This window comes from Polynucleobacter brandtiae (assembly GCF_002797575.1).
In the GTDB taxonomy this organism is placed as follows: Bacteria; Pseudomonadota; Gammaproteobacteria; order Burkholderiales; family Burkholderiaceae; genus Polynucleobacter; species Polynucleobacter brandtiae.
Window position 1 is genome coordinate 51,880 of sequence record NZ_PGTX01000002.1, and the last position, 24,218, is coordinate 76,097.

Annotated in this window: 33 protein-coding genes; 7 read left to right on the plus strand and 26 right to left on the minus strand. The window is 44.6% G+C overall.

The genetic code is table 11. The annotated features are described in order from the left end of the window. Positions 1-16: 16 nt before the first annotated feature. Both B0G85_RS04250 and B0G85_RS04255 read right to left on the minus strand, forming a co-directional pair. Complete coding sequence (locus tag B0G85_RS04250; RefSeq protein WP_100379551.1) at positions 17-334, minus strand: ArsR/SmtB family transcription factor; 318 nt, start codon at positions 332-334, stop codon at positions 17-19. A gap of 14 nt (positions 335-348) precedes the next feature. Further along, entirely contained in the window at positions 349-1,221 is an 873-nt protein-coding gene (locus B0G85_RS04255; protein ID WP_100379230.1) for an MBL fold metallo-hydrolase, read from the minus strand. 96 nt (positions 1,222-1,317) lie between these two features. Between B0G85_RS04255 and B0G85_RS04260 the strand changes: the two genes are divergently transcribed. Further along, entirely contained in the window at positions 1,318-2,160 is an 843-nt protein-coding gene (locus B0G85_RS04260; RefSeq protein ID WP_100379231.1) for a sulfite exporter TauE/SafE family protein, read from the plus strand. Positions 2,161-2,243: 83 nt separating this feature from the next. Here B0G85_RS04260 and B0G85_RS04265 read toward each other — a convergent pair whose 3' ends face one another. From B0G85_RS04265 to B0G85_RS04290, 6 genes are all read right to left on the minus strand, one after another. After that, on the minus strand, positions 2,244-2,972 hold the full coding sequence (locus B0G85_RS04265) for an ABC transporter ATP-binding protein (protein WP_100379232.1): 729 nt from the start codon (positions 2,970-2,972) through the stop codon (positions 2,244-2,246). Between the two features lie 31 nt (positions 2,973-3,003). Further along, positions 3,004-4,932: a branched-chain amino acid ABC transporter ATP-binding protein/permease gene (locus tag B0G85_RS04270; protein WP_100379233.1), complete on the minus strand. Its 1,929-nt coding sequence runs from the start codon at positions 4,930-4,932 to the stop codon at positions 3,004-3,006. A gap of 2 nt (positions 4,933-4,934) precedes the next feature. Continuing rightward, complete coding sequence (locus B0G85_RS04275) at positions 4,935-5,813, minus strand: branched-chain amino acid ABC transporter permease (RefSeq protein ID WP_100379234.1); 879 nt, start codon at positions 5,811-5,813, stop codon at positions 4,935-4,937. Between the two features lie 141 nt (positions 5,814-5,954). Continuing rightward, entirely contained in the window at positions 5,955-7,139 is a 1,185-nt protein-coding gene (locus B0G85_RS04280; RefSeq protein ID WP_100379235.1) for an ABC transporter substrate-binding protein, read from the minus strand. 144 nt (positions 7,140-7,283) lie between these two features. Next, complete coding sequence (locus B0G85_RS04285) at positions 7,284-8,192, minus strand: EamA family transporter (RefSeq protein ID WP_100379236.1); 909 nt, start codon at positions 8,190-8,192, stop codon at positions 7,284-7,286. Beyond that, positions 8,185-9,819 carry a GMC family oxidoreductase gene (locus B0G85_RS04290; protein WP_100379237.1) on the minus strand — a complete coding sequence of 545 codons (1,635 nt, stop codon included), beginning with the start codon at positions 9,817-9,819 and terminating at the stop codon, positions 8,185-8,187. Before B0G85_RS04290 ends, B0G85_RS04285 begins: the two co-directional genes overlap by 8 nt. 94 nt (positions 9,820-9,913) lie before the next feature. On the opposite strand from B0G85_RS04290, the gene yjgA reads away from it, so the two are divergent. After that, positions 9,914-10,441, plus strand: a complete 528-nt coding sequence (gene yjgA / locus B0G85_RS04295) for a ribosome biogenesis factor YjgA (protein ID WP_100379238.1) — start codon at positions 9,914-9,916, stop codon at positions 10,439-10,441. Here yjgA and B0G85_RS04300 read toward each other — a convergent pair. From B0G85_RS04300 to B0G85_RS04330, 8 genes are all read right to left on the minus strand, one after another. Beyond that, the gene (locus tag B0G85_RS04300; RefSeq protein WP_100379239.1) at positions 10,438-11,538 is read right to left on the minus strand and encodes an acyltransferase family protein; all 1,101 of its coding nucleotides are present in this window, start codon (positions 11,536-11,538) and stop codon (positions 10,438-10,440) included. The genes yjgA and B0G85_RS04300 overlap by 4 nt on opposite strands. 126 nt (positions 11,539-11,664) lie before the next feature. After that, positions 11,665-11,838, minus strand: coding sequence for a hypothetical protein (locus tag B0G85_RS10240; RefSeq protein ID WP_157799281.1), 174 nt, complete (start codon positions 11,836-11,838; stop codon positions 11,665-11,667). A 37-nt stretch (positions 11,839-11,875) separates the two neighbouring features. Beyond that, positions 11,876-12,466 carry an HdeD family acid-resistance protein gene (locus B0G85_RS04305; RefSeq protein ID WP_100379240.1) on the minus strand — a complete coding sequence of 197 codons (591 nt, stop codon included), beginning with the start codon at positions 12,464-12,466 and terminating at the stop codon, positions 11,876-11,878. 16 nt (positions 12,467-12,482) lie between these two features. Continuing rightward, complete coding sequence (gene pcaD, locus B0G85_RS04310; protein ID WP_100379241.1) at positions 12,483-13,319, minus strand: 3-oxoadipate enol-lactonase; 837 nt, start codon at positions 13,317-13,319, stop codon at positions 12,483-12,485. 572 nt (positions 13,320-13,891) lie between these two features. After that, positions 13,892-14,215, minus strand: coding sequence for a HigA family addiction module antitoxin (locus B0G85_RS04315; RefSeq protein WP_100379242.1), 324 nt, complete (start codon positions 14,213-14,215; stop codon positions 13,892-13,894). Positions 14,216-14,226: 11 nt separating this feature from the next. Next, a complete protein-coding gene (locus B0G85_RS04320; RefSeq protein ID WP_100379552.1) occupies positions 14,227-14,505 on the minus strand; it encodes a type II toxin-antitoxin system RelE/ParE family toxin in 279 nt (92 codons plus the stop codon). Positions 14,506-14,679: 174 nt separating this feature from the next. Beyond that, positions 14,680-14,898: a hypothetical protein gene (locus B0G85_RS04325; protein WP_500796510.1), complete on the minus strand. Its 219-nt coding sequence runs from the start codon at positions 14,896-14,898 to the stop codon at positions 14,680-14,682. A gap of 78 nt (positions 14,899-14,976) precedes the next feature. After that, a complete protein-coding gene (locus B0G85_RS04330) occupies positions 14,977-15,330 on the minus strand; it encodes a helix-turn-helix domain-containing transcriptional regulator (protein WP_100379244.1) in 354 nt (117 codons plus the stop codon). Positions 15,331-15,905: 575 nt separating this feature from the next. Between B0G85_RS04330 and B0G85_RS04335 the strand changes: the two genes are divergently transcribed. Next, positions 15,906-16,160, plus strand: coding sequence for a helix-turn-helix domain-containing protein (locus B0G85_RS04335; protein ID WP_100379553.1), 255 nt, complete (start codon positions 15,906-15,908; stop codon positions 16,158-16,160). Next, entirely contained in the window at positions 16,150-17,331 is a 1,182-nt protein-coding gene (locus tag B0G85_RS04340) for a type II toxin-antitoxin system HipA family toxin (RefSeq protein WP_100379245.1), read from the plus strand. Before B0G85_RS04335 ends, B0G85_RS04340 begins: the two co-directional genes overlap by 11 nt. Positions 17,332-17,532: 201 nt before the next feature. Here the strand turns inward: B0G85_RS04340 and vapB are convergent, their stop codons facing one another. The 10 genes from vapB to B0G85_RS04385 form a co-directional block, all read right to left on the minus strand. After that, positions 17,533-17,772, minus strand: a complete 240-nt coding sequence (vapB, locus tag B0G85_RS04345; protein WP_100379246.1) for a type II toxin-antitoxin system VapB family antitoxin — start codon at positions 17,770-17,772, stop codon at positions 17,533-17,535. 285 nt (positions 17,773-18,057) lie between these two features. Further along, the gene (locus B0G85_RS04350) at positions 18,058-18,384 is read right to left on the minus strand and encodes a type II toxin-antitoxin system PemK/MazF family toxin (RefSeq protein ID WP_100379247.1); all 327 of its coding nucleotides are present in this window, start codon (positions 18,382-18,384) and stop codon (positions 18,058-18,060) included. Next, the gene (locus B0G85_RS04355) at positions 18,384-18,638 is read right to left on the minus strand and encodes an AbrB/MazE/SpoVT family DNA-binding domain-containing protein (protein WP_100379248.1); all 255 of its coding nucleotides are present in this window, start codon (positions 18,636-18,638) and stop codon (positions 18,384-18,386) included. Before B0G85_RS04355 ends, B0G85_RS04350 begins: the two co-directional genes overlap by 1 nt. A gap of 255 nt (positions 18,639-18,893) precedes the next feature. Next, a complete protein-coding gene (locus B0G85_RS10245) occupies positions 18,894-19,061 on the minus strand; it encodes a hypothetical protein (protein WP_157799282.1) in 168 nt (55 codons plus the stop codon). A gap of 6 nt (positions 19,062-19,067) precedes the next feature. After that, positions 19,068-19,427, minus strand: a complete 360-nt coding sequence (locus B0G85_RS04360) for a helix-turn-helix domain-containing protein (protein WP_100379249.1) — start codon at positions 19,425-19,427, stop codon at positions 19,068-19,070. Next, entirely contained in the window at positions 19,399-19,770 is a 372-nt protein-coding gene (locus tag B0G85_RS04365) for a hypothetical protein (protein ID WP_100379250.1), read from the minus strand. Before B0G85_RS04365 ends, B0G85_RS04360 begins: the two co-directional genes overlap by 29 nt. A gap of 60 nt (positions 19,771-19,830) precedes the next feature. Further along, positions 19,831-20,205, minus strand: coding sequence for an HVO_A0114 family putative DNA-binding protein (locus tag B0G85_RS04370; RefSeq protein WP_100379251.1), 375 nt, complete (start codon positions 20,203-20,205; stop codon positions 19,831-19,833). Further along, positions 20,202-20,543, minus strand: coding sequence for a toxin-antitoxin system TumE family protein (locus B0G85_RS04375; RefSeq protein ID WP_198508726.1), 342 nt, complete (start codon positions 20,541-20,543; stop codon positions 20,202-20,204). The genes B0G85_RS04370 and B0G85_RS04375 overlap by 4 nt, the downstream gene beginning before the upstream one ends. A 220-nt stretch (positions 20,544-20,763) precedes the next feature. Beyond that, a complete protein-coding gene (locus B0G85_RS04380) occupies positions 20,764-21,057 on the minus strand; it encodes a HigA family addiction module antitoxin (protein WP_100379252.1) in 294 nt (97 codons plus the stop codon). Between the two features lie 140 nt (positions 21,058-21,197). After that, positions 21,198-21,701, minus strand: a complete 504-nt coding sequence (locus B0G85_RS04385; RefSeq protein WP_100379253.1) for a type IV toxin-antitoxin system AbiEi family antitoxin domain-containing protein — start codon at positions 21,699-21,701, stop codon at positions 21,198-21,200. A 279-nt stretch (positions 21,702-21,980) separates the two neighbouring features. Between B0G85_RS04385 and B0G85_RS04390 the strand changes: the two genes are divergently transcribed. From B0G85_RS04390 to B0G85_RS04400, 3 genes are read left to right on the plus strand one after another with little or no spacing between them, the layout of a single operon-like run. Next, positions 21,981-22,994, plus strand: coding sequence for a Bug family tripartite tricarboxylate transporter substrate binding protein (locus B0G85_RS04390; protein WP_100379254.1), 1,014 nt, complete (start codon positions 21,981-21,983; stop codon positions 22,992-22,994). Beyond that, positions 22,972-23,970 carry an amidohydrolase family protein gene (locus tag B0G85_RS04395; RefSeq protein WP_100379255.1) on the plus strand — a complete coding sequence of 333 codons (999 nt, stop codon included), beginning with the start codon at positions 22,972-22,974 and terminating at the stop codon, positions 23,968-23,970. The genes B0G85_RS04390 and B0G85_RS04395 overlap by 23 nt, the downstream gene beginning before the upstream one ends. Positions 23,971-23,975: 5 nt before the next feature. Then, positions 23,976-24,203, plus strand: coding sequence for a hypothetical protein (locus B0G85_RS04400; protein WP_100379256.1), 228 nt, complete (start codon positions 23,976-23,978; stop codon positions 24,201-24,203). Positions 24,204-24,218 lie beyond the last annotated feature (15 nt).

Genomic DNA, 24,218 nt, shown 5'->3' on the forward strand with positions numbered 1-24,218 from the left:
AAGAGATTTCTTCTACTTAGCGTTTACAGTACTGCTTGTACAGCAAGGCAATGATGGCAACTACGCCTTGACTCGCTATCGAGTAGTAAATTTGCTTTCCGTCTCTACGCGTCTTCACTATTTTATGTTTGCGTAAGACCGTTAATTGCTGCGAGAGGGATGGTTGATGTAAGTTAAGGGCAGCCTCAAGCTCGCCGACACATTTTTCACCTTGACTCATCTCGCATAAGAGCATCAGTCGATCTCGGTTCGACAAAACTTTCAACAACTGACAAGCTTCGTCTGCTGAGGATTGCATCTTTTTTAACTCTGCTGTAGATAGCTTGAAATTCATCTTGATCATCAGAATTACAACGCATTCAGAGGAATTTTGAGATACGAGACCCCATTACTCTCTGGCTCAGGAAAATGTCCGGCCCGCATATTAATCTGAATAGAGGGCAAAATTAACGTTGGCATGGTTAATGTGGCATCTCGGATAGTGCGCATCTTGATAAAGTCTGCCTCACTCACGCCATCATGAACATGAATATTGTTCGCTCTTTCATATCCAACCGTCGTCATACAGAGTGCTGAACGATGCTCTGGTGGATAGTCGTGACACATATAGAGCTTGGTGTCATTGGGGTAGGAAAAGATCTTTTGAATAGATTGAAACAAATGACTCGCATTTCCTCCAGGAAAGTCGCATCGAGCCGTACCTACATCTGGCATAAATAAGGTGTCGCCAACAAAAATAGCATCACCGATGACATAAGCCATACAAGCGGGGGTGTGACCCGGTACAAATAAAGCACTTAATGAAAGCGCCCCAAAACTAAGAGATTCTCCGTTTTTGATTAAGGCGTCAAATTGCCCACCATCTGGTTTAAAGCGCTCATCTAAATTGAATACTTCCTTGAAAACCCCTTGCACCCGTGTGATCTGATCGCCAATAGCGATCTTCCCCCCTAAACGACTTTGCAAATAGGGTGCCGCCGTCAGATGATCGGCATGGGCATGCGTCTCTAAGATCCAGGTAGTTTGTAATTGATGCGCTTCAATAAAGGCAATCACAGCATCCGCTGATTGGGTACTGGTTCTACCTGACTTCGGGTCATAGTTCAATACTGAATCAATAATGACGCAAGGACTACCCGTCTGCTGATAAACAACATAGGTATAGGTCCAAGTCTCTGGATCAAAAAAGTCCTGAATGATGGCCTGTGGGTTTGGCTTCAAGGTATTCCTTTAAGTGACGATGTGACTGATTGCATTTATTAATATATATATTTATATACTATATTAATCTACTACATTAATCTACAATAATTATCAATGGACTACACAACCCTCATCATTCCAGCCTTAGGCATCATTGTCGGTATTTTGATGGGGCTTACTGGAGCGGGAGGTGGCATATTGTCAGTGCCCCTATTGGTATTTTTTGCACACCTTACTATCGCTCAAGCAGCTCCTATTGGGCTTTGTGCTGTAGCACTAGCCTCAAGCGTCGGCGCCATACTGGGTCTGAAAAATAACACATTGCGCTACAGAGCCGCTGGCTTTATGGCACTCTTCGGCTTAGCGCTCTCTCCATTAGGCCTATGGATTGCCCCACAAATTCCGAATACACCATTGCAGATTCTCTTTGCGCTTATTTTGTTGTTAGTCGCCGTGCGCCTATTGTTAGAAGCCTCTAGAGAAATCCGAAAAATTCCGGAGAAGCTGCGGGTGGCTCCACCCTGTCTAATGAACGCAGCGATTGGCAAACTCACTTGGACACTGCCTTGCGCAAGAGCCCTACTTTTAGCAGGCAGCCTAGCGGGCTTCTTGTCGGGATTACTGGGGGTTGGTGGTGGCTTTATTATCGTTCCTGCACTTAAGCGCTATACCGACTTACCCATCAAATCAATCGTGGCAACCTCCCTTGGGGTATTAGCCATCATTACCGGTGGTGGTGCGATCTTCGCTGGTTTTACGGGAGCTCTGAATATTGAGCTTGCAGCGCCTTTTGCGATAGCAGCCTTGGGTGGTCTTTTATTTGGGCAACTACTAAGCTACAGAATGCGTGGCTCCCATATTCAGTTGATCTTTGCACTGCTGACACTGACCGTTGCCCTAGGTCTTCTCATCAAGGCTGCGTTAGCCTTAAACCTCTCGATCTCATTTATTGCTTAGGTCTTTGATCTAACGGCAGATATTAAAAAAGCCCTCACAGAGGGCTTTTCAAAACAGCGAAACTCAAATAAAACCGCAGTAAATTAATGGCCGCCAGAACCGCCTAAGTAAGCGGCTTTAACTGCTGGATCGTCTTTGAGCTTATCGGCAGGTCCGTGAGTAGCTATCTTGCCGTTCTCAAGTACATAGCCATAGTCAGCCACATTCAGTGCAGCGGCTGCAAACTGCTCAACCAGTAACATCGTAACCCCTTGAGATTTCAGATTAGAAATGATCTTGAAGACTTCCTCAACCAAGATTGGTGCTAGGCCCATTGACGGCTCATCCAAGAGAATAATCTCTGGATTTAACATCACAGCGCGCGCCATCGCTAACATCTGCTGCTCACCACCCGATAGGGTTCCGGCTAGCTGATTACGACGCTCTTTTAGACGGGGGAACATTTCTAGAGCGCGCTCTAAATCATTCTTAATATCACCCTTTGGACGGCTGCCTGTAAAACGGGGGAAGGCTCCAAGCAAAAGATTGTCATTAACTGACATCGTCGTAAAGACACGACGACCTTCTGGACTATGAGCCAAGCCAAGGCGGGCGATTTTGTGAGAGTCATAACCATCAATCTTCTCGCCACTCAAGGTCACTTCACCACCAGTGGGTTTAATCATGCCCGTAATAGCCCGCATCGTCGTTGTCTTACCTGCGCCGTTCGAGCCAATCAAAGTAATGACTTGTCCTTTAGGAACATCAATGTTGATGCCATGCAGTACTTTGACTTTGCCGTAGCCTGCTTCAAGATTCTTTATAGATAACATGGTTTTTACCGTTTATATAGGGTTCGAGTGATTAAGTGCCCAAGTAGGCTTTAATCACCTTCTCGTCTGCTTGAACTTCAGCGGGTTTACCTTCTGCAATTTTCTGACCGAAGTCCAATACAGAAACGGTATCGCACACTGACATGACCACGTCCATGTGATGCTCAATCAAGATGAAGGTAATACCACTGTCACGGATCTTGCGAATGATACGCAGGAGCTCTTTAATGTCAGGAGCAGTCAAACCAGCAGCGGGCTCATCTAATAAGAGTAGTTGTGGATCTAATGCCAAGGCACGGGCAATCTCCAGTAAGCGTTGCTTACCGTAAGGCAAGTTGCGAGCCTCTTCATTTGCCAGATCTTCTAGGCCGACAAACTTCAAGAGCGCCATTGCACGGGCATGGGCTTCCTGATCCTCTTTTCTGTAGCGCACAAGGTTGAGGGCTACATCAACGATATTGGACTTAAATGTGTGATGCAAGCCAACTAAAATATTTTGGATTGCGGTCATTTCACCAAAGAGTTGCACGTTCTGGAAAGTACGGGCAATGCCGGATATGGCGATATCAGAAGAAGTCTTACCAACAACGCTCTCACCCGCATACAAAACATTACCAGCGGTAGGAATGTAAATACCGGTTAGCACGTTCATCATCGTGCTCTTGCCGGAGCCGTTAGGCCCGATCAAGCCATGAATAGTGCCACGCTTCACGCTCAGATCAACGTTGTTTAATGCCTTGAGACCGCCGAACTGCATCAAGATTGAATCCACTTTGAGCAGCTCTTCCCCACTACCTTTATTGGCTACATCACTAATAAAGCTGACGGAGTCATCGACCTTTCCAGCATCTTCACCGCGCGTTACCTTAGTTTTACCAACCATGGACTGATAGAAGCTCTTCGCAAAACCTACGATACCGTTTTGCAAGTAGTACACCACCAGCAAGATCATGAAGCCAAAGATACTCAAGCGCCAGTCAGAAATACTATTGAGCCAAAATGAGAATGCAGCCAAACCTACGACACCAGCAACCGGAACTGATACCCGTTTAATAGTAGTTACCTTTTTGGACAAGGCCATTGCCGCGCCCACTACCACCACGATGGCAATGATGGATGCAACGATACGGAACAAGTTGATGTCATCGAGCAGTTTTGGCAAGAGCACAATAATGGCCGCACCAATCACCGCACCTAAGCGGGACTTACGTCCACCCATAATGATGCCCAGCAGGAATAGCACTGCAAGTTCGTTGTTGTAAGTGTTTGGTGAAATGTATTGCTCTGAATAGGCATACAAGCAACCTGCCAAACCAGCAAATCCCGCACTAATTACAAATGCAATTACCTTAAAGCGATATACCGACACGCCCATGCAGTCACATGCAATCGGACTGTCACGCAAGGCCTCAAAAGCACGACCAATTTGTGACTTAACAAGACGATCCACCACAATCATGGCAATAATCAAAATCGCAGAAACTAACCAGAAAAATTCTGCCTTAGTCATTGGCACACCCATTAACTCTGGCTTTGGAATCTTGATGCCTAATGGGCCTTCAGTTAACCAAGTCATTTCATTAATCAAGATCTGCGCGATGGTTCCAAAGGCTAATGTCACCATAGCCAAATAAGGGCCAATCACCTTGAGTGCCGGTAGCGCAAGAATGCCACCAAAAATCGCCGTTACGATAATGGATGCTGGAATCGTTGCCCAAATAGGTAAACCCAAATGAAAGTACAAGACACCTGCCGTATAAGAGCCAATTCCGAATAAGGCAGCATGCCCTAAAGACACCTGCCCAACGTAACCAACAACAATATCTAAACCATATAACAAGATGGTGTAAATCAGAATGGTTTCAACTAGGTGAATGTAATACGGGTTATGAATAAAGAGGGGTAAGCAGACTAGCCCGACGATAGCAATAAATAAGGGGATTAGAGACTTCAATTTCATTATTAAACTTTCTTGATCGCAGATTTACCAAATAGACCTGAAGGCTTGTACATCAATACAAGCAAGAGCAAGATCAAACCTGGAACATCTTTATAGCCGGTGGAGATATAGAAACCCGTTGCTGTTTCCACAATCCCCAGAATCAATCCGCCGACGATGATTCCCATACCGCTCGATAGGCCACCGATAATGGCAACCGCGAAAGCCTTGAGGCCTAAGGCGCCGCCCATCGCTGCGCCAGTCAATGTTAATGGTGCAATCAACACACCTGCGAATGCCGCTGTCAGAGATGACAAGGCATAAGAGAAGGTAATCACTAGACTGGTATTAATACCCATCAAGCCTGCAGCATCGCGGTCATTTGCCGTCGCTACTACTGCTTTACCGTAAATAGTTTTGCGGTTAAAAAATTCAACCAATAACATCATCACCAAAGCACCTACGACAACTAAGATTTCCATTGGCAAAATATTGGCGCCTAAAAACTCCATAGGTTCCATTGGCAAAGGGGATGGGAATGGCAATGCATCACGACCCCAAATGTTCTCTGCAAAATTCTTGAAAATAATACCAAGAGCAATGGTGGACATAATCCAACCAAACTCAGATTTAATTTTGATAGCTGGACGCACACCAATTAATTCAACAAAACCACCTTGCACCATGCCGAATAAGCAGACTACAGGCAACATGACCCAGTAGTTCATGCCAAAGGTTTCAACGCAAGTCAGTCCAACTAAAGCACCTAGCATCAGCGCCTCACCTTGACCGAAGTTCAGGGTACCTGAAGTAGCAAAGGTAAGCTGGAAACCGAAAGCGATTACCGCGTAGATCATCCCTACTGCGATACCGCTAGAGAGGATTTGAGCAAACATGTCCATATGATTGACCTAAAAAAATACTTAAAACTGTTTTATTGAAGAATTCAACATTGTAAGCAAAACGCCGCTTTATAGGCGGCGTTTTGATAGATCTTCAGCTAAATATAAACTTATAGGGTAAACCCCCATAAGTTACGCTGATTACTTCTTTTTAGCTGTAGCGTCTTCTGCGTTTAAGAACTCAACGCGTCCATTTTCAACGACACCCATCACCACGTCTTTTGCCTTGATCGCTTCGTGATCTGTTGCACTAAATGGTTTGTTGTAAGTCATCACAACGCCATCTACTGGAGTCTTTAGATCTTGCAATGCTGCCAAGATCTTTGGTCCCTCAGTACTGTTTGCTTGCTTGATGGCAGCGGCTAACAAGTACACAGAGTCGTAACCTTGGGCTGCGGATACTGGAGAGGCGATGATGCCGTTCTTTGGCTTGAACTCTTTGAGGTAAGTATCGACAAACACCTTACGCTTAGGCGTTGTTGCAGGTGACTGAATAAACGTTTCTGGCATAGTTGCGCCGTTACCGTTCTTACCAGCAGTATCAATAAAGCTGGCCATAGACAACGTCCAACTACCAATCATTGGCTTCTTCCAGCCTAATTTAGCCATACCATTTGCAATTTGTGCCAACTCAGGCCCAATTGCGTATGTCAAAACTACGTCAGCACCGGCGTTTTTGGCTTTGAGTAACTGGGAAGTCATATCCACGTCACCTAAGTTGAATTTTTCCGTTGCTACTGGAGTAACGCCATAAGTCTTCAATGCTTTTTCTAAGTCTTCACGGCCTAACTGACCGTAGTTTGTAGAGTCAGCCAAAATCGCAACGCGCTTCAAGCCACGCTTTTCGACCGCTTCTTTAGCAATCATCGGAGCCTGAATGACGTCTGGGGCAGCGTTACGGAAAACATAGTTTTCAGGTGCATTAGGAAACTGTTTAGTAATCAAAGTTCCTGTAGCAACGTTGTTCATGACAGGAATCTTGGCTTCTTGATAGAAACGCTGGGAAGCCAAGGCAACACCAGTATTGATATAACCTAAGGTTGCCACTACTTTCTCGTTATTGATCAGCTCTTGAGCAATTTGCACACCGCGCTCATTTTTTGCCTCATCATCGCGCTCAACGAGAACGATCTTGTTACCGTTAACGCCGCCAGCAGCATTGATCTCTTTAGCAGCTAAACGCACACCGTCACGCATACTCACGCCCATGGAAGCTGAGCCGCCGGTAAAGGGTCCTGCAACACCAAATTTAATATCCGCTGCGTAAGCACCGGTTGAAAGCATTGCAATAGCAGCTACTGCAAAGATGTGATGACGAATATTCATAAAGTCTCCATGACTGAAAAGGGCTAATTAATTAAGTACTAATTTTATGTACAACTTCTATCCAACGATTATCTTAACGTTAATTCAAAGGCAAAAATAGTCTTTTGAATTAGGGTTTTACACTAGTACCTCAAGATAAAGTGCTCAAGGGTGCCTGCGAAACTGAGCCTCAAGTGCGGGCCAAAAGAGGTTAACAATCAAGCCAGCAATGACCAATCCAGCGGCCATCAGCTTCCAGCCTGGCAAAGCCTCGCCCAAGAAAAAAGCGGATGCCCCCATTCCAAAAATGGGTACCAGTAGGGGAGCGGGTGCGACTAAGGCTGCGGGATGCTTTGAAAGAAGCCAGCCCCAGGCCGCATAACCAAACAGTGTGTTTCCCCAGGATTGCCATAAGACTCCGATCCAAGCCCCCCAAGATGCTGCCAAAGTGACTTCCCATAAATGCTCGGCTCCACCCTCGAACATCAGTGCTATTAACACTAAGGGAGGAATGGAAAAGGCGCTAGCCCAGACCACGTAGGCCAACATATTAATAGAGCCCGCTCGGCGACTCACAGTATTGGCAATGCCCCAGGAGAGGCCCGCAAAGACGACTAAGGCCAAGCCCAGGAAGGTGGTGGTGGCATCGGTATGCATGGCAATGATGACCAAACCGATAAATGACACGCCCACTGCAACTGCTTGGTAACGTTTCAAGCCTTCTTTAGCGAAAAACATGGCAAAACCAATGGTAAAAAATACTTGGGTTTGAATGACTAAAGATGCCAAACCAGGCGAAATGTCATTGTGAATGGCGTAATACATCACCCCAAACTGCCCCACCCCAGTCGCTAAGCCATAAATACCTAAGTTAGCCCATGACACCTTTGGCTTTGGCAGAAAAAATACCAGGGGCAGTAAGGCAAATAAATATCGTAATGCAGCAAAATAAAATGGCGGAAACGCAGCAAGGCAATTTTTAATCACAACAAAATTAGTACCCCAAACCGCCACAATTGCTAAAGCAAGTAGCAGATGGCTTGCTGGTAGTTGTTGACGTGCCGAATTATTCACCAGTTAGTAATTCTGCGGCGCGTTGTGCAATCATCATAGTCGGCGCTGCTGTATTGCCCGAGGTAATCGTTGGCATTGCGGAAGCATCGACAACCCGCAAATGATGCATACCGCGCACCCGTAGTTCAGAATCCAGTACGGCCATCGGGTCATCATCGCGCCCCATCTTACAAGTACCGACCGGATGAAAAATCGTAGTGCCAATATCACCAGCAGCCTTGATCAACTCTTCATCCGTTTGATACTGCTGACCAGGCTTATATTCCTCTGGCGAGTAAGGCTCTAGTGCAGCGCTCTGGATAATCTTTCGTGTGAGTCTTAAAGAGTCAGCAGCTACCTGTCGGTCATCTGCAGTCGATAAATAGTTGGGCGCAATGGTTGGTGGAGCCTCTGGGTCTAAGGAGCTAATGTGGACGCTGCCTCGCGAGCTGGGACGTACATTACAGACGCTTGCAGTGATGGCATTAAAGGCATGTAAGTCTTCGCCAAACTTTTCTAGGGATAAAGGTTGTACGTGGTATTCCACATTCGCGGATGGCTGATCAGGCGAGCTATAAGCAAAGGCCCCTAGCTGTGATGGCGCCATCGACATTGGGCCAGAACGCTTGAGAATGTATTCCAGCCCAATCAGCAATTTTCCCCACAGAGAATTGGCTTTGGTATTCAGTGTTTTGATACCGCTGACTTTATAGATCATGCGCAATTGCAAATGGTCTTGTAAGTTTTCACCCACACCGGGTAAGTCAGCCACTACCGGAATCCCCAATTCCTGAAGGTGCGCTGCAGAACCTATTCCCGAACGCTCTAAAATTTGCACACTACCAATCGCGCCTGCACTCAAAATCACCTCACCTTGATGCGCAATATCGCAATGGGTCGTAATCGTTTTTCCATCGTGAATGTATTCCACGCCATAACAGTTTTTACTGGCCGGATCAATCAACAGCTTATTCACGATGGCTTCGGTAATCACCGTGAGGTTAGGCCGCTTAGCCGCATCTCGCAAAAATGCCTTTGCAGTATTGAGTCGCCAGCCTTTACGCTGACTGACATCAAAGTATCCAACCCCAAAGTTGTCGCCTTGGTTAAAGTCGTCTGATGCAGGAATACCCGCCTCTATTGCCGCCTGCCTAAAGACATCCATGACCGGCCAACGCAAACGTTGCTTCGATACAGTCCATTCACCACCTTTGCCATGCCACGCATTCGCTGCGCCATGATAGTCCTCGAATTCCTTGTAGCGACGCAAGGCATTTTTCCAAGACCAAGACGCATCGCCGGTTGCCTGAACCCAAGAGGCGTAATCCCCCTCCTGACCTCGCATATAAATCATGCCGTTGATCGATGAGCATCCACCCAGTACTCGACCACGGGGATAGAGCAACGATCGGCCATTCAGTCCTTTTTCAGCTGCGGTCTTAAAACGCCAATCCGCTCGAGGGTTATCGATGCAATATAAATAACCCACCGGAATATGGATCCAGATGTAATTGTCGTTTTTACCCGCCTCAATCAAGAGCACCCGCTTGGCAGGGTTCTCAGTCAGACGCTTGGCGAGCATACAGCCAGCGCTTCCCGCACCAATAATGATGTAGTCGTAGGATTGAGGGGGCAATGCTTGTGTCATATGCTTAAGATGAAATGATCATAAGAACCATAGTATCAATCATTTACGAGGTCGGAAACAGGGGATAAGACTCATATCCGTTTAAAATGGTCACATGCACGTTAACGAGAAGAACCGGACCCCAAAAAAAGAAGATCTGGATACAGGTCCCAGTAAGTCTGAACTGAAGCGTCAAATGACGGAGCGCCAGAAATTAGCTGAGGTTCTGGCCGCCCTTAGTAGCGATGCACTCAAAAGCGTTCCGATGGATGAGGCGATCAAAGTAGCTATTGCTGAAACACCCAAGATTAAGAGTTTTGAAGCCATTCGTCGTCATAAACAGTATCTTGGAAAGCTCATGCGCTTTTTAGATGAAGAAGAGCTAGAGACTATTCAGAAAAGATTGGATGCGATCCAGGGGGTCAGTAAGGCGGAAACTGCCAAACTGCATTTTTTAGAATCCTATCGCAACAAGTTGATTGCCAATGATGAGGCCTTTACTGCCATGATTGCGCAATATCCAGATATGGATATTCAGAATATGCGCACACTTATTCGTAATGCGCGTAAGGAAAAAGAAATGAGCAAACCGCCTAAGGCGTATCGCGAGATCTTTCGCGTTCTAAAAGATATGGGTATCTAAAGCTTGAGCTTGAGCTTGAGTTTACGAGACGGTATTTCTACTAATTGATAGAGATAATTTGCAGCAACCCAACTTAGCACCACTGCCACTAGCATCAGAGTGAGTGCAACTAGACCATCATGATGAGTATGCATTCCCCAGGCAATATAAATAGTGTTAGCCAACAGGATGAATGCAAAGTGCACTAAAAAAGCACAGTAGGACCTACGGCTACCCCACAAAATAGTGAGCACTGCAGTATGAAATCGGGCATGCTTTTCATCTTTGTAAGCCCTGCTACCCCATATGATCAAAGCGAGCGCTACGAAATAGGCTAAGCAATTCCGAATCCAAAGGTCTTGCAAACTGGAGATCAGAATGACTACCCCAATCAAACCGAACAATCCCTGCGCTAGGCAAGTCACGATGGTATCCACGGTAGGACTGCCCACTGCGTCACCCTGATTTTTGGCTAGGTATGCCAATACGCCTAAACCGTAAGAGCCAATAAAGTAGATGAAGTAATTCTCATACTCACTATGGCGATTGAAATACAGCAGTGAGGTGACAGCCAACCCAGTGGCCACCCAAATCAAAGAACGAGAATTGGGCAAGAGCCCCATCAGAATCGCTAGTATAGAAAATAGTTGCCAATCAATAGCGACGTACCAGGCCCCAGCCGATATCGAGTCTAGGCCCAAGATACCCTGCAAGAAAAATAGATGCGCCAGCAATTGCCCCAAGGTTTCTGACTCACCTACAAATTCATCCTGAACCCAAAATCGCGCTATCCAGGCACAGCAAATCGTCAACAGTAATGCCACTAGGTAGGGCGTAAATAAACGCAGATAGCGATTGAAGATCAATTTCAATAGCGCTCGGGGATTTCTTAAATTGGTTTGAGAGCTCAAAGACTGAGCAGCCAAATAACCGCCCATCACCAGAAAGATTTGGACTGCATAACGCCCGTAATCGAACAAGAAGCCCATCAAGCCCGGCAGTAAGCTCTTCGCATCTTCTGCCAACTGCCCATAACTTGAGAAATGGTGCAGGATGATGAGTAAAGCGGCAAAAAGCTTTAAAAAATCAATGAGTAAGAAATGGTTTTTTGACTGCAAAGCTTAATTTCAGTATTTCAAAGGGGGAAGGTAAATAAGAGAAGCGTAGCAACTGCCTGGGATGGCCTGACATTGCCTGAAATTGCCTGGGCGGGATTTATATCGCCGCGCATGACCAACCACCAACTACTTCGATTTGGTCTTACCCATAAGGGAGGCCAGCAAAGGATTTGTGCTGGCTAAATCTTTCTTCGCCTTGGCTACTTCTTCCGCCGTGCCGGGCTTAGGCACCTTTGCAGCATTTTTCATACGCTGGGCAGTGGCTAAGCCGAGGTTTTTGTAGAGGTCGGTTTTTTTCATACTTAAGTTGCTTCTCTTTTAATGGGTTACTTCAATATTATTTCGTAATCGAGCGCGCAGCTAAACCTAGGAATAGCAATGACCAGCCTTGTAGCAGTAATTCAATGGCAATGAGCAATCCTGGTAACCACAGACTACTCTGTGGATAGCCATTCATGATGAGCACGCCCATCAAGATAGAAATTGCCGATGACAGCAACAGCCAAAACCATTCCTGAAAATGCCGATGCTGAAATGCCGACAGCAAACGAAGTCCACCCGTAACGAAGAAAATAGCCGCTAACCACAATGTGATGACCTCTAAAGAAGGAATCGGAAATAGCCAAGTAAATAAACCAGCAACAAGGTACATCACCGCCAAAACCATCTGAATGCCAACACTCTTCCAGCCATGGGATTTCATAGCATGACTAGCCTGTAATGCCCCAGCCAGGATTAAGAATGCCCCGACGATATTGATGCTCACAAAAGAGAACAGGGTTTGACCAGCGACACCGATCATGCCTAAAACAATGAATAGAACATCCATGCCAATGAGTGCTCCAGGCACTTTAGCGGCAGCGCCTAAAACAGCACTCCGAATTGCCATGAGTTGTGTTGCAGATAGATCGGTGTTGTTTTCAGACATGGTCAATGCGCATTTCTTATAGAGAATCGTCTACTGTATCAATAAAATCGCGAATAGTACGATTAAATGCCGTTGGCTGCTCAATATTCGATAAATGGGCAGCATCCTCCAAAATCACCAGCTGAGAGCCATCAATCATGCGATTGAGCACAATCGCTTGGTCTACGGTGCAAGCGGGATCTTGGCGACCAGTCACAATCAAAGTAAGTGCTTTGATCTTCAAAAGCATGGTGGTTTGTGCCATATCGCGCACTGCGCTGGCACAACCTAAGTAACCCTCAAGTCCTGTACCCAAAATCATTTGACGCACCTTCTCAATATCCTGAGGGGCACGCTCAATAAATGGCGCCGTAAACCAGCGCCCAATCGTACCGGTGACTAAGCCTGAAATACCCTCTTTGCGCGCTAGTGCAAAACGATCTTCCCACAAACTACGTGGAGGCATTTCGCTTGCGGTGTCGCATAAAGATAATGAGCGGATACGCTCTGGATACCGAGCGCCCAATTGTTGACCAATCATGCCGCCCATCGATAAGCCAATAAAGTGCACTTGATCAATCTTGAGGGCATCTAATAAAGCAACGGCATCGTCTGCTAATTGCCCCATGTTATAGGGGGCTGGGGTTGTTTCGGATCCACCATGGCCGCGCTTATCAAAGCGCAGAACACGGTAACGATCTGTTAACGCTGGCACATTCCAGTCCCACATGCTGTAGTCTGACATCAAGCTATTTGCCATCAAGATGACAGGAGCTCCTTCGGGGCCGTCAAAACGAAAGGCGATATCGATGCCATTGGCCTGAATCGTTTGCTGTGCGTGGGAATGCTCGTTTGTTTGAATTGATGGGTTCATGTGTCTCTATCTTTTTAAAATGTATATCGGTGATTGCCTAGTGAATTGTATGCAAGCAAAATAAATTATTTATTGTGGATCGCTTACGTGATGATTGATCCCTTCATTCTTTTGAATTACCTGAATCACTTGAAAAAAGTTTTCTTTGCGTCTGTGTACTCAAAATCAGTGACCCATCTTTATTACCAGATTAAAAAAATAAATTGACATCATCTTCCTTTGAGTCTTATTAATATTCTCATTGTATTGTTGTGCTAATTTAAATTCTTCTGGGGACTTTTTGAATATTTTTATGTGTATAGCTATACCCCGCCCAGCAACCTTCATCCAAGTACTCGGCGACTGTTAGTGCCGTATAGACTGCCAACAGAGATGCCCTGAGAAATTTACTACAACATATTTTTCAGTAAGCTTTAGCTCCTCAATCTCCCATGGAGCAATCATTCAAAATCTTGAAATTAAATCTTTTCTGGCATCGGATATGAGGAGCAATATCGTCCCGCCATAGGATTCATAACCCTTGCTTCATTTCTCGCCTAAATCGCATATCTGGTCTTGTAAATTATGGGGCATTAGGCTGCTGCCAGCAAAGGCTTCATCGCCATTGGGGCCATAGCTGGATTACTCCTAAACTTTTGCTCAACTTCCCATAAATCAACCGCTTCTTGCATATGCAACCAGCTCTCGGGCGTCCCGCCAATTACCTTGGAGAGTCTTACCGCCATCTCAGCACTAATGCCTCTTTTTTCATGAAGGATCTCTGAAACAGTTAAACGACTCACACCTAAATGGTTAGCAAAAGTCGCCTGAGTAATACCAAGTTCAGGCAAGACATCCTCGCGTAAAATGGCGCCTGGATGAGTCGGTCTTCGGCTTGGATTTCTTAAACTTCTCATTATTTTCTTCACTAGTGATAATCCTCCAAATCCACTTCGACAGCACTATCGCCATCAAATTGAAAAGTTATTCGCCAATTTCCGGATACAGTAACCGAATAAACGCCTCTTCGCTTTCCTTTTAATTCATGAAACTTAAATCCCGGTAAATCCATATCTTCGTGCATGATCGCCGAATCTAAACGATCTAAAATTCGCTCGATTCTGGTACCAAACTGCGCAGGAATAGCCTTATAGCTACCCTTGATAAAAAAGCTCTCTAGCCCTTTATGAGCAAACGATGTGATCATGGCTACCTTTTTTATCATTGTAATGTACTTAATTACAATGTCAAGACATTCATTACATTACGAATAGGTCCCGATACATAGTATTAGAATGATTATTTACATTTCAGTAAATACTAAAACCACATAGCGGGCGCAGGGAATCGACCAATCCTATTTAAGAGGCGCAATCTTTTTCTAACTTATCTTTGCGATGATTTGAGTCCAACCAGGATGAGCGTTAGACTTGGTAGCCCTCATACCTAAAAATGTTTGAGTTTTGACAACAATATTAGTAATTTTTTGCAGCTCAAAAGTACGCCAGTCATTTGTTAACGCTACTTCAGAGCTATTTTTTAATTGCCACGCCAGCAGCTCTAATTTAGTATTTTTGCAACCAAGAACATGCGGCTTCACCAACCGAACTTCTTGAGCATAGGCAAGCTCAATCAGTTGTTTATTGTTGATCGCTTCCGTGATGATTGATGTCCATATTTAAGCGAGCGCCCTCTGGCGCACTTTTGACTTCTTTTTCGCCAATGCATTTAATTGAACATTGATCCCTTCATTTTTTTGAATTACGTGGATCACTTGAAAAAAGTTCTCCATGGTGGGATTCCCAGAAGGAGCAAGCATGCGATGAAGGCTTTTACTTGGCTTATTCATTTCTTGGGCTAGGCCCTCAAAACCGATCGTTGAATTTACCAAGTCTCGAAGTAAGCTTTTTCCAAGTGCGGTGTCACCTTCAAAAAAGGCGGAAAGCGCCTCTTGGAATAAGGCCGCTGCAAAAGCAGGATCACGCTCAATGCGAGCCTTGACTGTATCTTTAAATAATTTCGTTAATGACATTATTATTTCCTCTTCTCTTTTCGAGCACTTTGTTTTCTGTCCCACTCATACACTTTCCAAGCAAGCTTTGCTCCATCAATGGCCTTTTGCTGCCCCTTCTCTTGACGAAAATACACGCGATACCCGGGACAAAAATCAATCGTCATTTCAAATAACCCATCTCCACTCGAGCTAGGTACACCTGAACCTTTGCAGTTGCAACAGGATCCAAAGCGTCAAACTATTTTGCGAAAGGTTATGTGCCATTTGCATCAAGGTACTCTGTAAATTCGTTTATTTTAGGCATCACTAATGGTAACATATAAGTTACTTATGGCAAGTAATTTTTTAAATCCCAACTCCATCCATAGTATTAGCGAGCCTACCTACACCTCAGTAAGTGCTGAAACCACATCTCAGACTTAATCAGAATCTAACCGGTTAACCTTGTTGCTTATTTAGATCTGGTGAATTAAGAATATGCTCAAAAAACAATAGTGATTCAGACTAAATAACTCGAGTCTGCCCCTTCTTTTGAAGAGTATATTGTTACTTATAAATAACTTTTTATAGTAATAAATGATATTATGTTGCTTATGAATAACAATATATTTACTCTTCGAGAGTTAGCACAGGCTATGCGCTCCGAACGTAAGGCGCTAGGCTTTACTCAGGCAGATCTGGCCAAAAAGGCAGGCCTTCGCAGAGAAACCATCATTCAGTTGGAAGCGGGCGAAAACATTAGTGCCCATACCCTGCTGCAAACAATCAGCGCACTAGGCAAGTGCTTGAGCATCAATGATGCCCGCCTCGATTACGACCAGCTAAAGGAAGCCTTCAGTGAAATCTGATCGTATTCAAAAACTCCTTATTAATACGCCCCAAGGCCACTCCGGAATACTCAGTAAAGAGTCCCGTTTTGCCTTTAATTACCAAACTACCGATCGCCGGGCAGAGGCCTCGCTAGTGTTACCTATTCGATCTGAGAGTTACGCCAGTGGCGGCCTATTTTCCATATTCCAAATGAATAAGCCCGAGGGCTATTTGCTGGAATATTTAAAAGCACGCTTCTCAAAGTCACTCTATTTAGATGACATGATGCTCCTCAAGCTTACGGGGGAAAATCAAATTGGACGCTTGCAGTATCTAGATCCCAGTGATGAAAAGTTAAAAACCACTAAAGCAATCATCTCTAAAGAAGAAATTTTGTCATCTAGCGCTTCTGAAGAGTTATTTGCATTTTTAGTAAACAGCTATTTTGACTCGGGAATTTCTGGATTCCAGCCCAAGGTGATTGCTCCTGTTAGCGATCGAAAGACTGTATCTACTGATCAATACATCATCAAAGCCTCTGGCGATGACTATCCATATTTAGCTCAAAATGAATTTATGTGTATGGAAGTAGCGCGTCGCTCTGGCATTACAGTGCCAGATTTTGAGCTGTCGGAAAATGGCGAGCTTTTTATCATGAAGCGTTTTGATATCAACGCTAGCGATAAGCATCTTGGTCTAGAAGATATGGCTGTGCTCATGGGGAAAACCACGGAGAAAAAATATCAAGGAAGTTACGAGGGTATCGCTAAAGCGATTGATATTTTTTGCAAATCCAACGCCCCTGAAAGCAAGAGACGATTTTTTGAATACATTGCTTTGTCTGTTCTCTTACGCAATGGCGATGCCCACCTGAAGAACTTTTCGCTGCTCTATGAAACGCCGGGTGATGAAGTCATGCTCTCTCCACTATACGATGTTGTGACAACTTCTATTTATGAAATACAGAACCCAAAGACAGGGGCAACTAAAGTTGACAATACGATGGCTTTAAATATGTTTAAAACCAAGAGTTATCCTAGTACTGCGCAGTTGATTGAATTTGGCAAAACCACTTGTATGCTGACCCATCCACAAGATGTCATTACCCGTATTGAGGAGATGAAATTGGAGGTGATGAAAGAGCACTCCGATCGCATGCATAGTGAACTCATCACCAAGCTGGGCAAAGTATGGGGAACCTCTCTCTAGCTGTGCATCATTCGGAGCTCAAGCGCCCGAATTGACGATTACAAAGCTTTAATCAAGCATGAAAATCGAAATCGAATACCTAGCTACGAGCCACTAGCTACCAGCCATGATTGGTGAACAGTGGTGAAATTATCTGTTACGAGCCGACTAGAATGGTCACTATGGAGCAGTCTTTGTATAAATCTAACAAATACTTCAGCATTACAAGCTTTCTCTCTCAAATCGCTTTTGTACTCCGCGTTCACTCAAAAAGTCACCAGATACTGCCGGACCATTTAAGAAAAAGTGATCCCAGGTATTTTCAATTGGCGTAATGATCCGTTCGCGACCTCGAATACGAATGGTGACCTTTCTCACCTTGTCGGGCAAGCGGGCTTGTGCGGACAGTCTGACTGTCTGGCTTCGATTGTTAGTAAACACGATGGTAATCACTATAGTCATCGCTTGCTCCCTATGTACACAGCATAAATATATAGCCAGTCGCAAAATGTCGGTAAGCATTGCTTAATACCAACAATTTGCATCGATCCAGCATCTGATACATTGAGTAAACATCCCCATTCAGTACAGATTGAAAACAACCCTACTGATACCAATCATTCTTAATAGAGCCGATCCGCCACAACCGAAATTAACTTTTACGAGATCGCTAGCAATAGAATCAACTGAGATAGCCCATCTTCATTCACTGTTGCAATCACTATGTCAAATCCTGAACAATGATTCTTATGAAATCAAGGTGGCCAATTTAGCCAATACCTCATCCATCACGTCAACTGGCACACTTTCTATTTTTTTTGCTTTTCTTGACACTAAGTCCAGCACCCTGAGTTGATCACATCGGGCAACACCCACGGTTTTAGTACCCACTAGATCGACTGTAAATCCAGCTATCCTTGCAAAATTTCCACCTGTTGTGATGGGTATTACCATTGGTGTCTTTGTTAACTTATTAAAAGGTCCTGGCGAAACTACGATCACAGGACGCATTCCCTTTTGCCCATAACCAGAAGCGGGATCCAGAGAAACCAAATAAATATCACCGCGATTCATTACAAAATCTCATTACCAACAGGTGCCAGCTCAAGCCAGCGCTTATCCTCTTTAGGCATTTTGGCTTTCTCATCGCACCTGGCTAATAAATCGGCTAATTTATATTTGGGTTTGGTAACTGGCTTTACTACTAAGCGCCCCTCTAGTAGAGCAACATCAACCATTGAGCCCGAGCCGATTTTGAGCTCCTCTAAAAATGCAGGCGAAACCGCCATCATCACCGAACCGCCTACTTTTCTCAAATTGGTAAGCATTTTCTTTTCCTTAAGTTATACATTAATATAACACTAATTTAACCCTATTGTAAATTATTATACAAATGTATAACCTAATGGAGACATATATTCAATGGTGTTAGCGAGCTTAGCCTTGGTGTATGCCATTTCTTATTTGCTCTAGTCTTATTGAGACTTATTAAGACTTATGGAGAAAAACGACTCGGCAGAAATCTGATTTAGATTATTCATTTTTCATCGAATATAAAATCCTAACTACCCTTCAAAAGGAAATTAATCTAAGGTCGCAATTATTTCAATCTTTGGAGCAACTGCTCTAACTAGCTTCTCAACACCATGCCCAGGATTTGACCTCTTTTGAGAAACAAGCAATCCCAATCTCTCCAAGAGTCTAATGTCCTTAGTAATAGCAGAACGCTCACGATGTAGGCTAATTCCCATTAGTTTTTAGGCTATTAAGCTCTCAGCAGGTATACCTAAGCCATTATGTAGGCGACGGATCATGGGCAAAGTCAGACTTCTCTTTTTAGCAAGTACCTCATATACGCGATTGAGTTCGCCAATCATCGGCTTTAAATCTTTTGGCTTTAAGTTAGCTTGCTCCATGCGAAATCGAATGTCCTCCACTGGATCTGCAGGAGAGATCACATGATGTTTAGCCTCATAAGAATCAATGAGCATGAGTAAAATTTCAAAACGATCTGCTTTTTTTGTACCCAATGCAGGCTCTTTATCAAAATAAACGGATGCCTCTGCAAGAGCATCTTCATACTCTGATTCATTGCGAATGGGTTTTAATTCTTTCATGATCTCTCCTATTCCCACCTCTTCCCAATGGACCTCCATCACCACCACTCACACGAATTCCCTGCCCTGGACCAGCCTCAACCTGAACATTATGAATATACAAGTCGCCTCCGTTGTTATTGCCTGCCTTAAAGTGCAAATGAGCTTTCTCTTCATATAAAGGTATAAGTGTGCTGATGATCTCATCAGGAGATGCATTAAAAGGAAGGTTTTGAATGACTTCCTGCACATCAGGGTCTTTCAATTCCGCTTGATTTATAAGAAAGTAGTCTCTCACCTTAATTCCCAGATCAGTCAAATCTAACGCTAACTTTAGACTCTCGATAACTTGCAACCAATCCATAATCTTTCTGAGCAATCAATAAAAACATAGGCACAAATTACTAAGCCACATCAAAAGAAATTAGCCTAAAGTTGCAATCATCTCTATTTTTGGCGCAACAGTTCTCACTAGTTTCTCAATACCATGCCCAGGATTTGATCTCTTTTGAGAAACAAGCAATCCTAATCTCTCCAAGAGTCCAATGTCCTTAGTGATAGCAGAACGCTCACGATGTAGGCTAACTGTAAGTTGAGTAATCGTTTTTGGCTCATCCATGACCTCTAACAACAGACGCCTGCGCGCTTCTGAGAGAACCATAAACATCTCTTGAGGATCCTCAAATGAGAAAGTTGCAGACTTCTTAAATGATTCACCACGATCTGCTTTTTGTGCGGCTTTCCGCGCACGATCAAAAAAGCCATCAACTTTATCAGTGCGAATAATTACTTTAGTCATTTTTTCACCTTTTTTAATCCTTTAACGATTTCCTGCCACTCTTCTTGAAACTGTTCTAGCGTTTGCTCATAGTTTATAAACTCGATAGGGGCTACTTTACCCATATAGTGCCTGTGGTGATAGTCATGTGCATTATCAAATCCCAATACTCGCCCGTTATCTCTTTGGCAAATCAGTGGATTGATATAAGCCAAGTTGTACCTTGTCACTATCGTCTTAGCGTCTTGAACATATCCCCAAACTTCAAAACTTAAAATCCCACCACCCTGACTTGCCTTTAGCTTGAAAGTTTCCCTCTCTAACTGAACTTCGATCTTAAGCTTGGATTTTTTAGTCATTGCTTATATTTTATCAGATATGCTACTGTATTGCATACCTGAATTTTTGAAGGGTGATACATAACATTAGAGAGCCTATTTACACTTCAGTAAGTGCTAAAAACCACATCTCGAGCACCTATTCACAATAAAGCTGGCCCTAAAAAATATATCGATATGTTCAGAATTTGCAAGTCAATGTGGTGCGGCCTTGGATTTTAAAGCAGCGCATCCAATCCCTCTAGACGACTGAAGAAGACTCTCGCTTAATTGGTTTAATTTTAGGTAACCGTAGTTTTCTGGCTTGTCGTAAATCCCACTGCAACTGCATGCCCAGCCATAAATCAGGAGAGGTTCCTAACCATGCGGCAAGCCTTAAGGCCATTACAGCAGTTAGGCCTGATTTAGCATTCAGTACTTTCGATAAGGTAGTGCGAGAAATATGCAACTGTTCTGCAGCCTGCTCAATTCTCATGCCTTCTGGTAACCACTCTCTTAGCACCTCACCTGGATGCGCTGGATTGTGCATATTCATCTCATTTCCCCTAGTCTCCTAGTAATAATCTTGATAATCCACCAACTCGACATCATATTTATCATTACAAACTTTTCGTAAATGAACTTATATTTTGCTCTACAAGCTTATAGCCACGCGAAACATAATCACCAAATGGATCAAACACGCTTGAGATCTTTATGGTGTTTAATGACCAAAGCCACCATATCTTTGGGTGTCATTTTTCCTGAGCGCGTCAGGGCAACCAACAAATCGTCGGTAGGATCACTCTTCACTTCATCGCCCGCCAACTTAGTAACCGAACTCGCCCAACGATCAACGTAGATTGGATTAAAGAGGACGCCCTTGCTTTTTGCCAAATTTCTGACGTACTGAGCAGTCAACGTCAAACGTACTCGCTTATTGCGATGTACTAGTTGGGAGCGCAATCTCTCCACCTTGAATGCAGCGCTTTCTAGCAAAGACTCCTTACCCAATTGCATGACCATAGCGGGCTTGGCGTAAATACCTCGATCCAACCTCTCAATTTGACCACCCTCTACTAAGGAATGCAGGGCGGCAGAAACTTGGCTGGGACTCCCAAACGACTTGACATCAGAGCGCAATAAAAGCCCATCTCGACGCGGGCGAAGGGATTGTAAGATGCGTCCTTTGATATCCATTTGGTTATTTTACTAAATCTATAAATATATAGCAATATCAATTACTTAAAGAATTACTATATGCCGGCCTATTAATCTGAAATTGAGATTCGATACATGACTCTAGCGTGCTTAAGTCAACGACTAAACATGCCTTTTTATTAAGCTCAAGGTATGACTGAGGAGTACCGATAAAAAACGATGGAAAAGCTATTATTGTTAGTGTTAATGTTGACGTTCTTATCTATGCTCTTATTGATAACCCTATTAATGCCTGATCGCTACCACTGAGGAGACACCATGAGCCAGCAACAACAATTGAACCCGTCACTACATGTCCGTTTATCTTGCGCGCTATCGGTTACTGTAGTCACAGCAGCTCTTGCATTGACAGCAGCCAGCCCCGCTAATGCCCAAGGCTACCCCAACAGAACCGTCAAAATGATTGTGCCCCTCACAACGGGTTCTGGTGCTGATATTGCTGGTCGTGTAGTAGCTAAGAATCTCACTGAAACTTGGAAGCAGCCCGTCATTATTGAAAATCGACCTGGCGCAGGGGGCTTGATTGGAACTGGTGTTGTTGTCAATGCTGAACCTGATGGCTACACCTTGTTGGTGCAATCCGCTTCCTATGCGGCTAATCCAGCCATTTATAAAAAACTGCCATACGATCCACTCAAAAGCTTGACGGATGTAGCGATCTTAGGTCAAACCCCGTATGTCATCATCACCGCTGCTGATGGGCCTTATCAGTCGATCCGCGAGCTGGTCATTGCCGCCAAATCCAAACCAGGTGAAATTACCTTTGCTTCTGCCGGTGTGGGCAGTTCTACCCATTTAGCAGCAGAGTATTTCAATCAAATCATGGGCATCAAACTGACTCATGTACCTTACAAAGGATCACCAGAAGCCATTCAAGACACGATGGCTGGTCGCACAGCTTTTTATATGGCACCACTAGATACCGCCATTGGTCAACTCCGGGGCGGCAAAGTACGCGCTCTAGGTGTGACTAGTAAAACGCGTAATGCGGCTGTCCCGGAAATTGCCAGTGTTGCAGAACAGGGTTACCCTACTTTTGAGATCGGACTCTGGTTTGGCGTGTGGGCACCCGCCGCTACTGCTCCCGCGATTGTGAAAAAAATCAATACTGATATTAATAAAGCCATGCTTGATCCTGAAGTCAAAACCGCTTATGAAACCAAAGGTATTAAAGCCACGCCAATGAGCCCCGCAGAATTTGCGAAGTTTGTGCGCGAAGAGATGGTTAAGTATCAAAAAATTGCTAAAGATGCCAACATTGAACCTCAGTAAAGAACTGCTCAGTGAAGCACCGCTCAGTAAGGTAGCAAGTAAAGCACCACTGTGCCAAGCCCCTGATCCCGCTATCCGAGCTCCTCGGATTGCTTTACCTCGCGGCTCTGTAGACTGCCATGCCCATGTATGTGGGCCAGCTGAAGTCTTTCCGTATGCGGATCAGCGTATCTATACGCCACCCGATGCAACGCTAGCGCAATACCAGTCTCTGCTCACGATGTTAGGAATAGATCGTGCCGTATTGGTTCAACCCAGTGTGTATGGCACTGATAACCGTGCCCTGATGGCGGCGCTAGCCGACACCCTTGCTTCAAGCTCCACCCCACAACAATTGCGTGGGGTTGCGGTGATTGATAGCAATCCAGAAGCAATAAGTGATACCGAACTAGAGCGCATGCACCAGGCTGGGGTAAGGGGTATTCGTTGCAATGTAGTCGATGTAGCCGACACCACAGTGGGTTTGCCTTTAGATCAACTCACTGCCCTAGCCCACCGTATTAAACCCTTTGGCTGGCATCTTGAACTGCTCATGCATGTGAATGAATATCCTGAACTGGATAAGATACTTGCCCACTTTCCGGTGGATTTGGTCTTTGGTCACTTTGGTTATTCCCATGCCAAACATGGGGTTACAGATCCAGGCTTTCAGGGTCTATTAAATTTACTGCGCGATCATAAGGCCTGGGTCAAAATGACCGGCCCCTATCGTATTTGTGATGGTGACTTCCCATATACGGATATGCGCGCGCTCAATGATGCGGTCATCAACGCCAATCCACAAAGATTAGTCTGGGGTAGTGACTGGCCCCATGTCATGGTGAAAAAAACAATGCCCCATGATGCCGATCTCTGCGACCTTTTGGGTGCCTGGGTAGCCGATGACACCCTTAAAAATGCCATCTTGGTAGACAACCCCTGTATGCTTTATGACTTCCCTGCTGTGACAAAGCAAAATAACTCATTAATAAGTTAAAAAAAATGGATACCACTCTTACTGTTGTTCTGGGCATTGTTGCGATGCTGCTCCCCATCGTGGTGGGGCGCCTTGTATGGAAACGCTTTGACCAATACTTTGGCAAAAATGATGAGGCCTATATGGATACTCTCGAGTACTTCCTCAAGAAACTGGGCTTTACTATTTTGATAGCTTTTATCGTGCTTTGGATAGGCATGAGCTTAGTATTCAGTGGTAGTCCAACTTACTAAACACAAACGATTAAG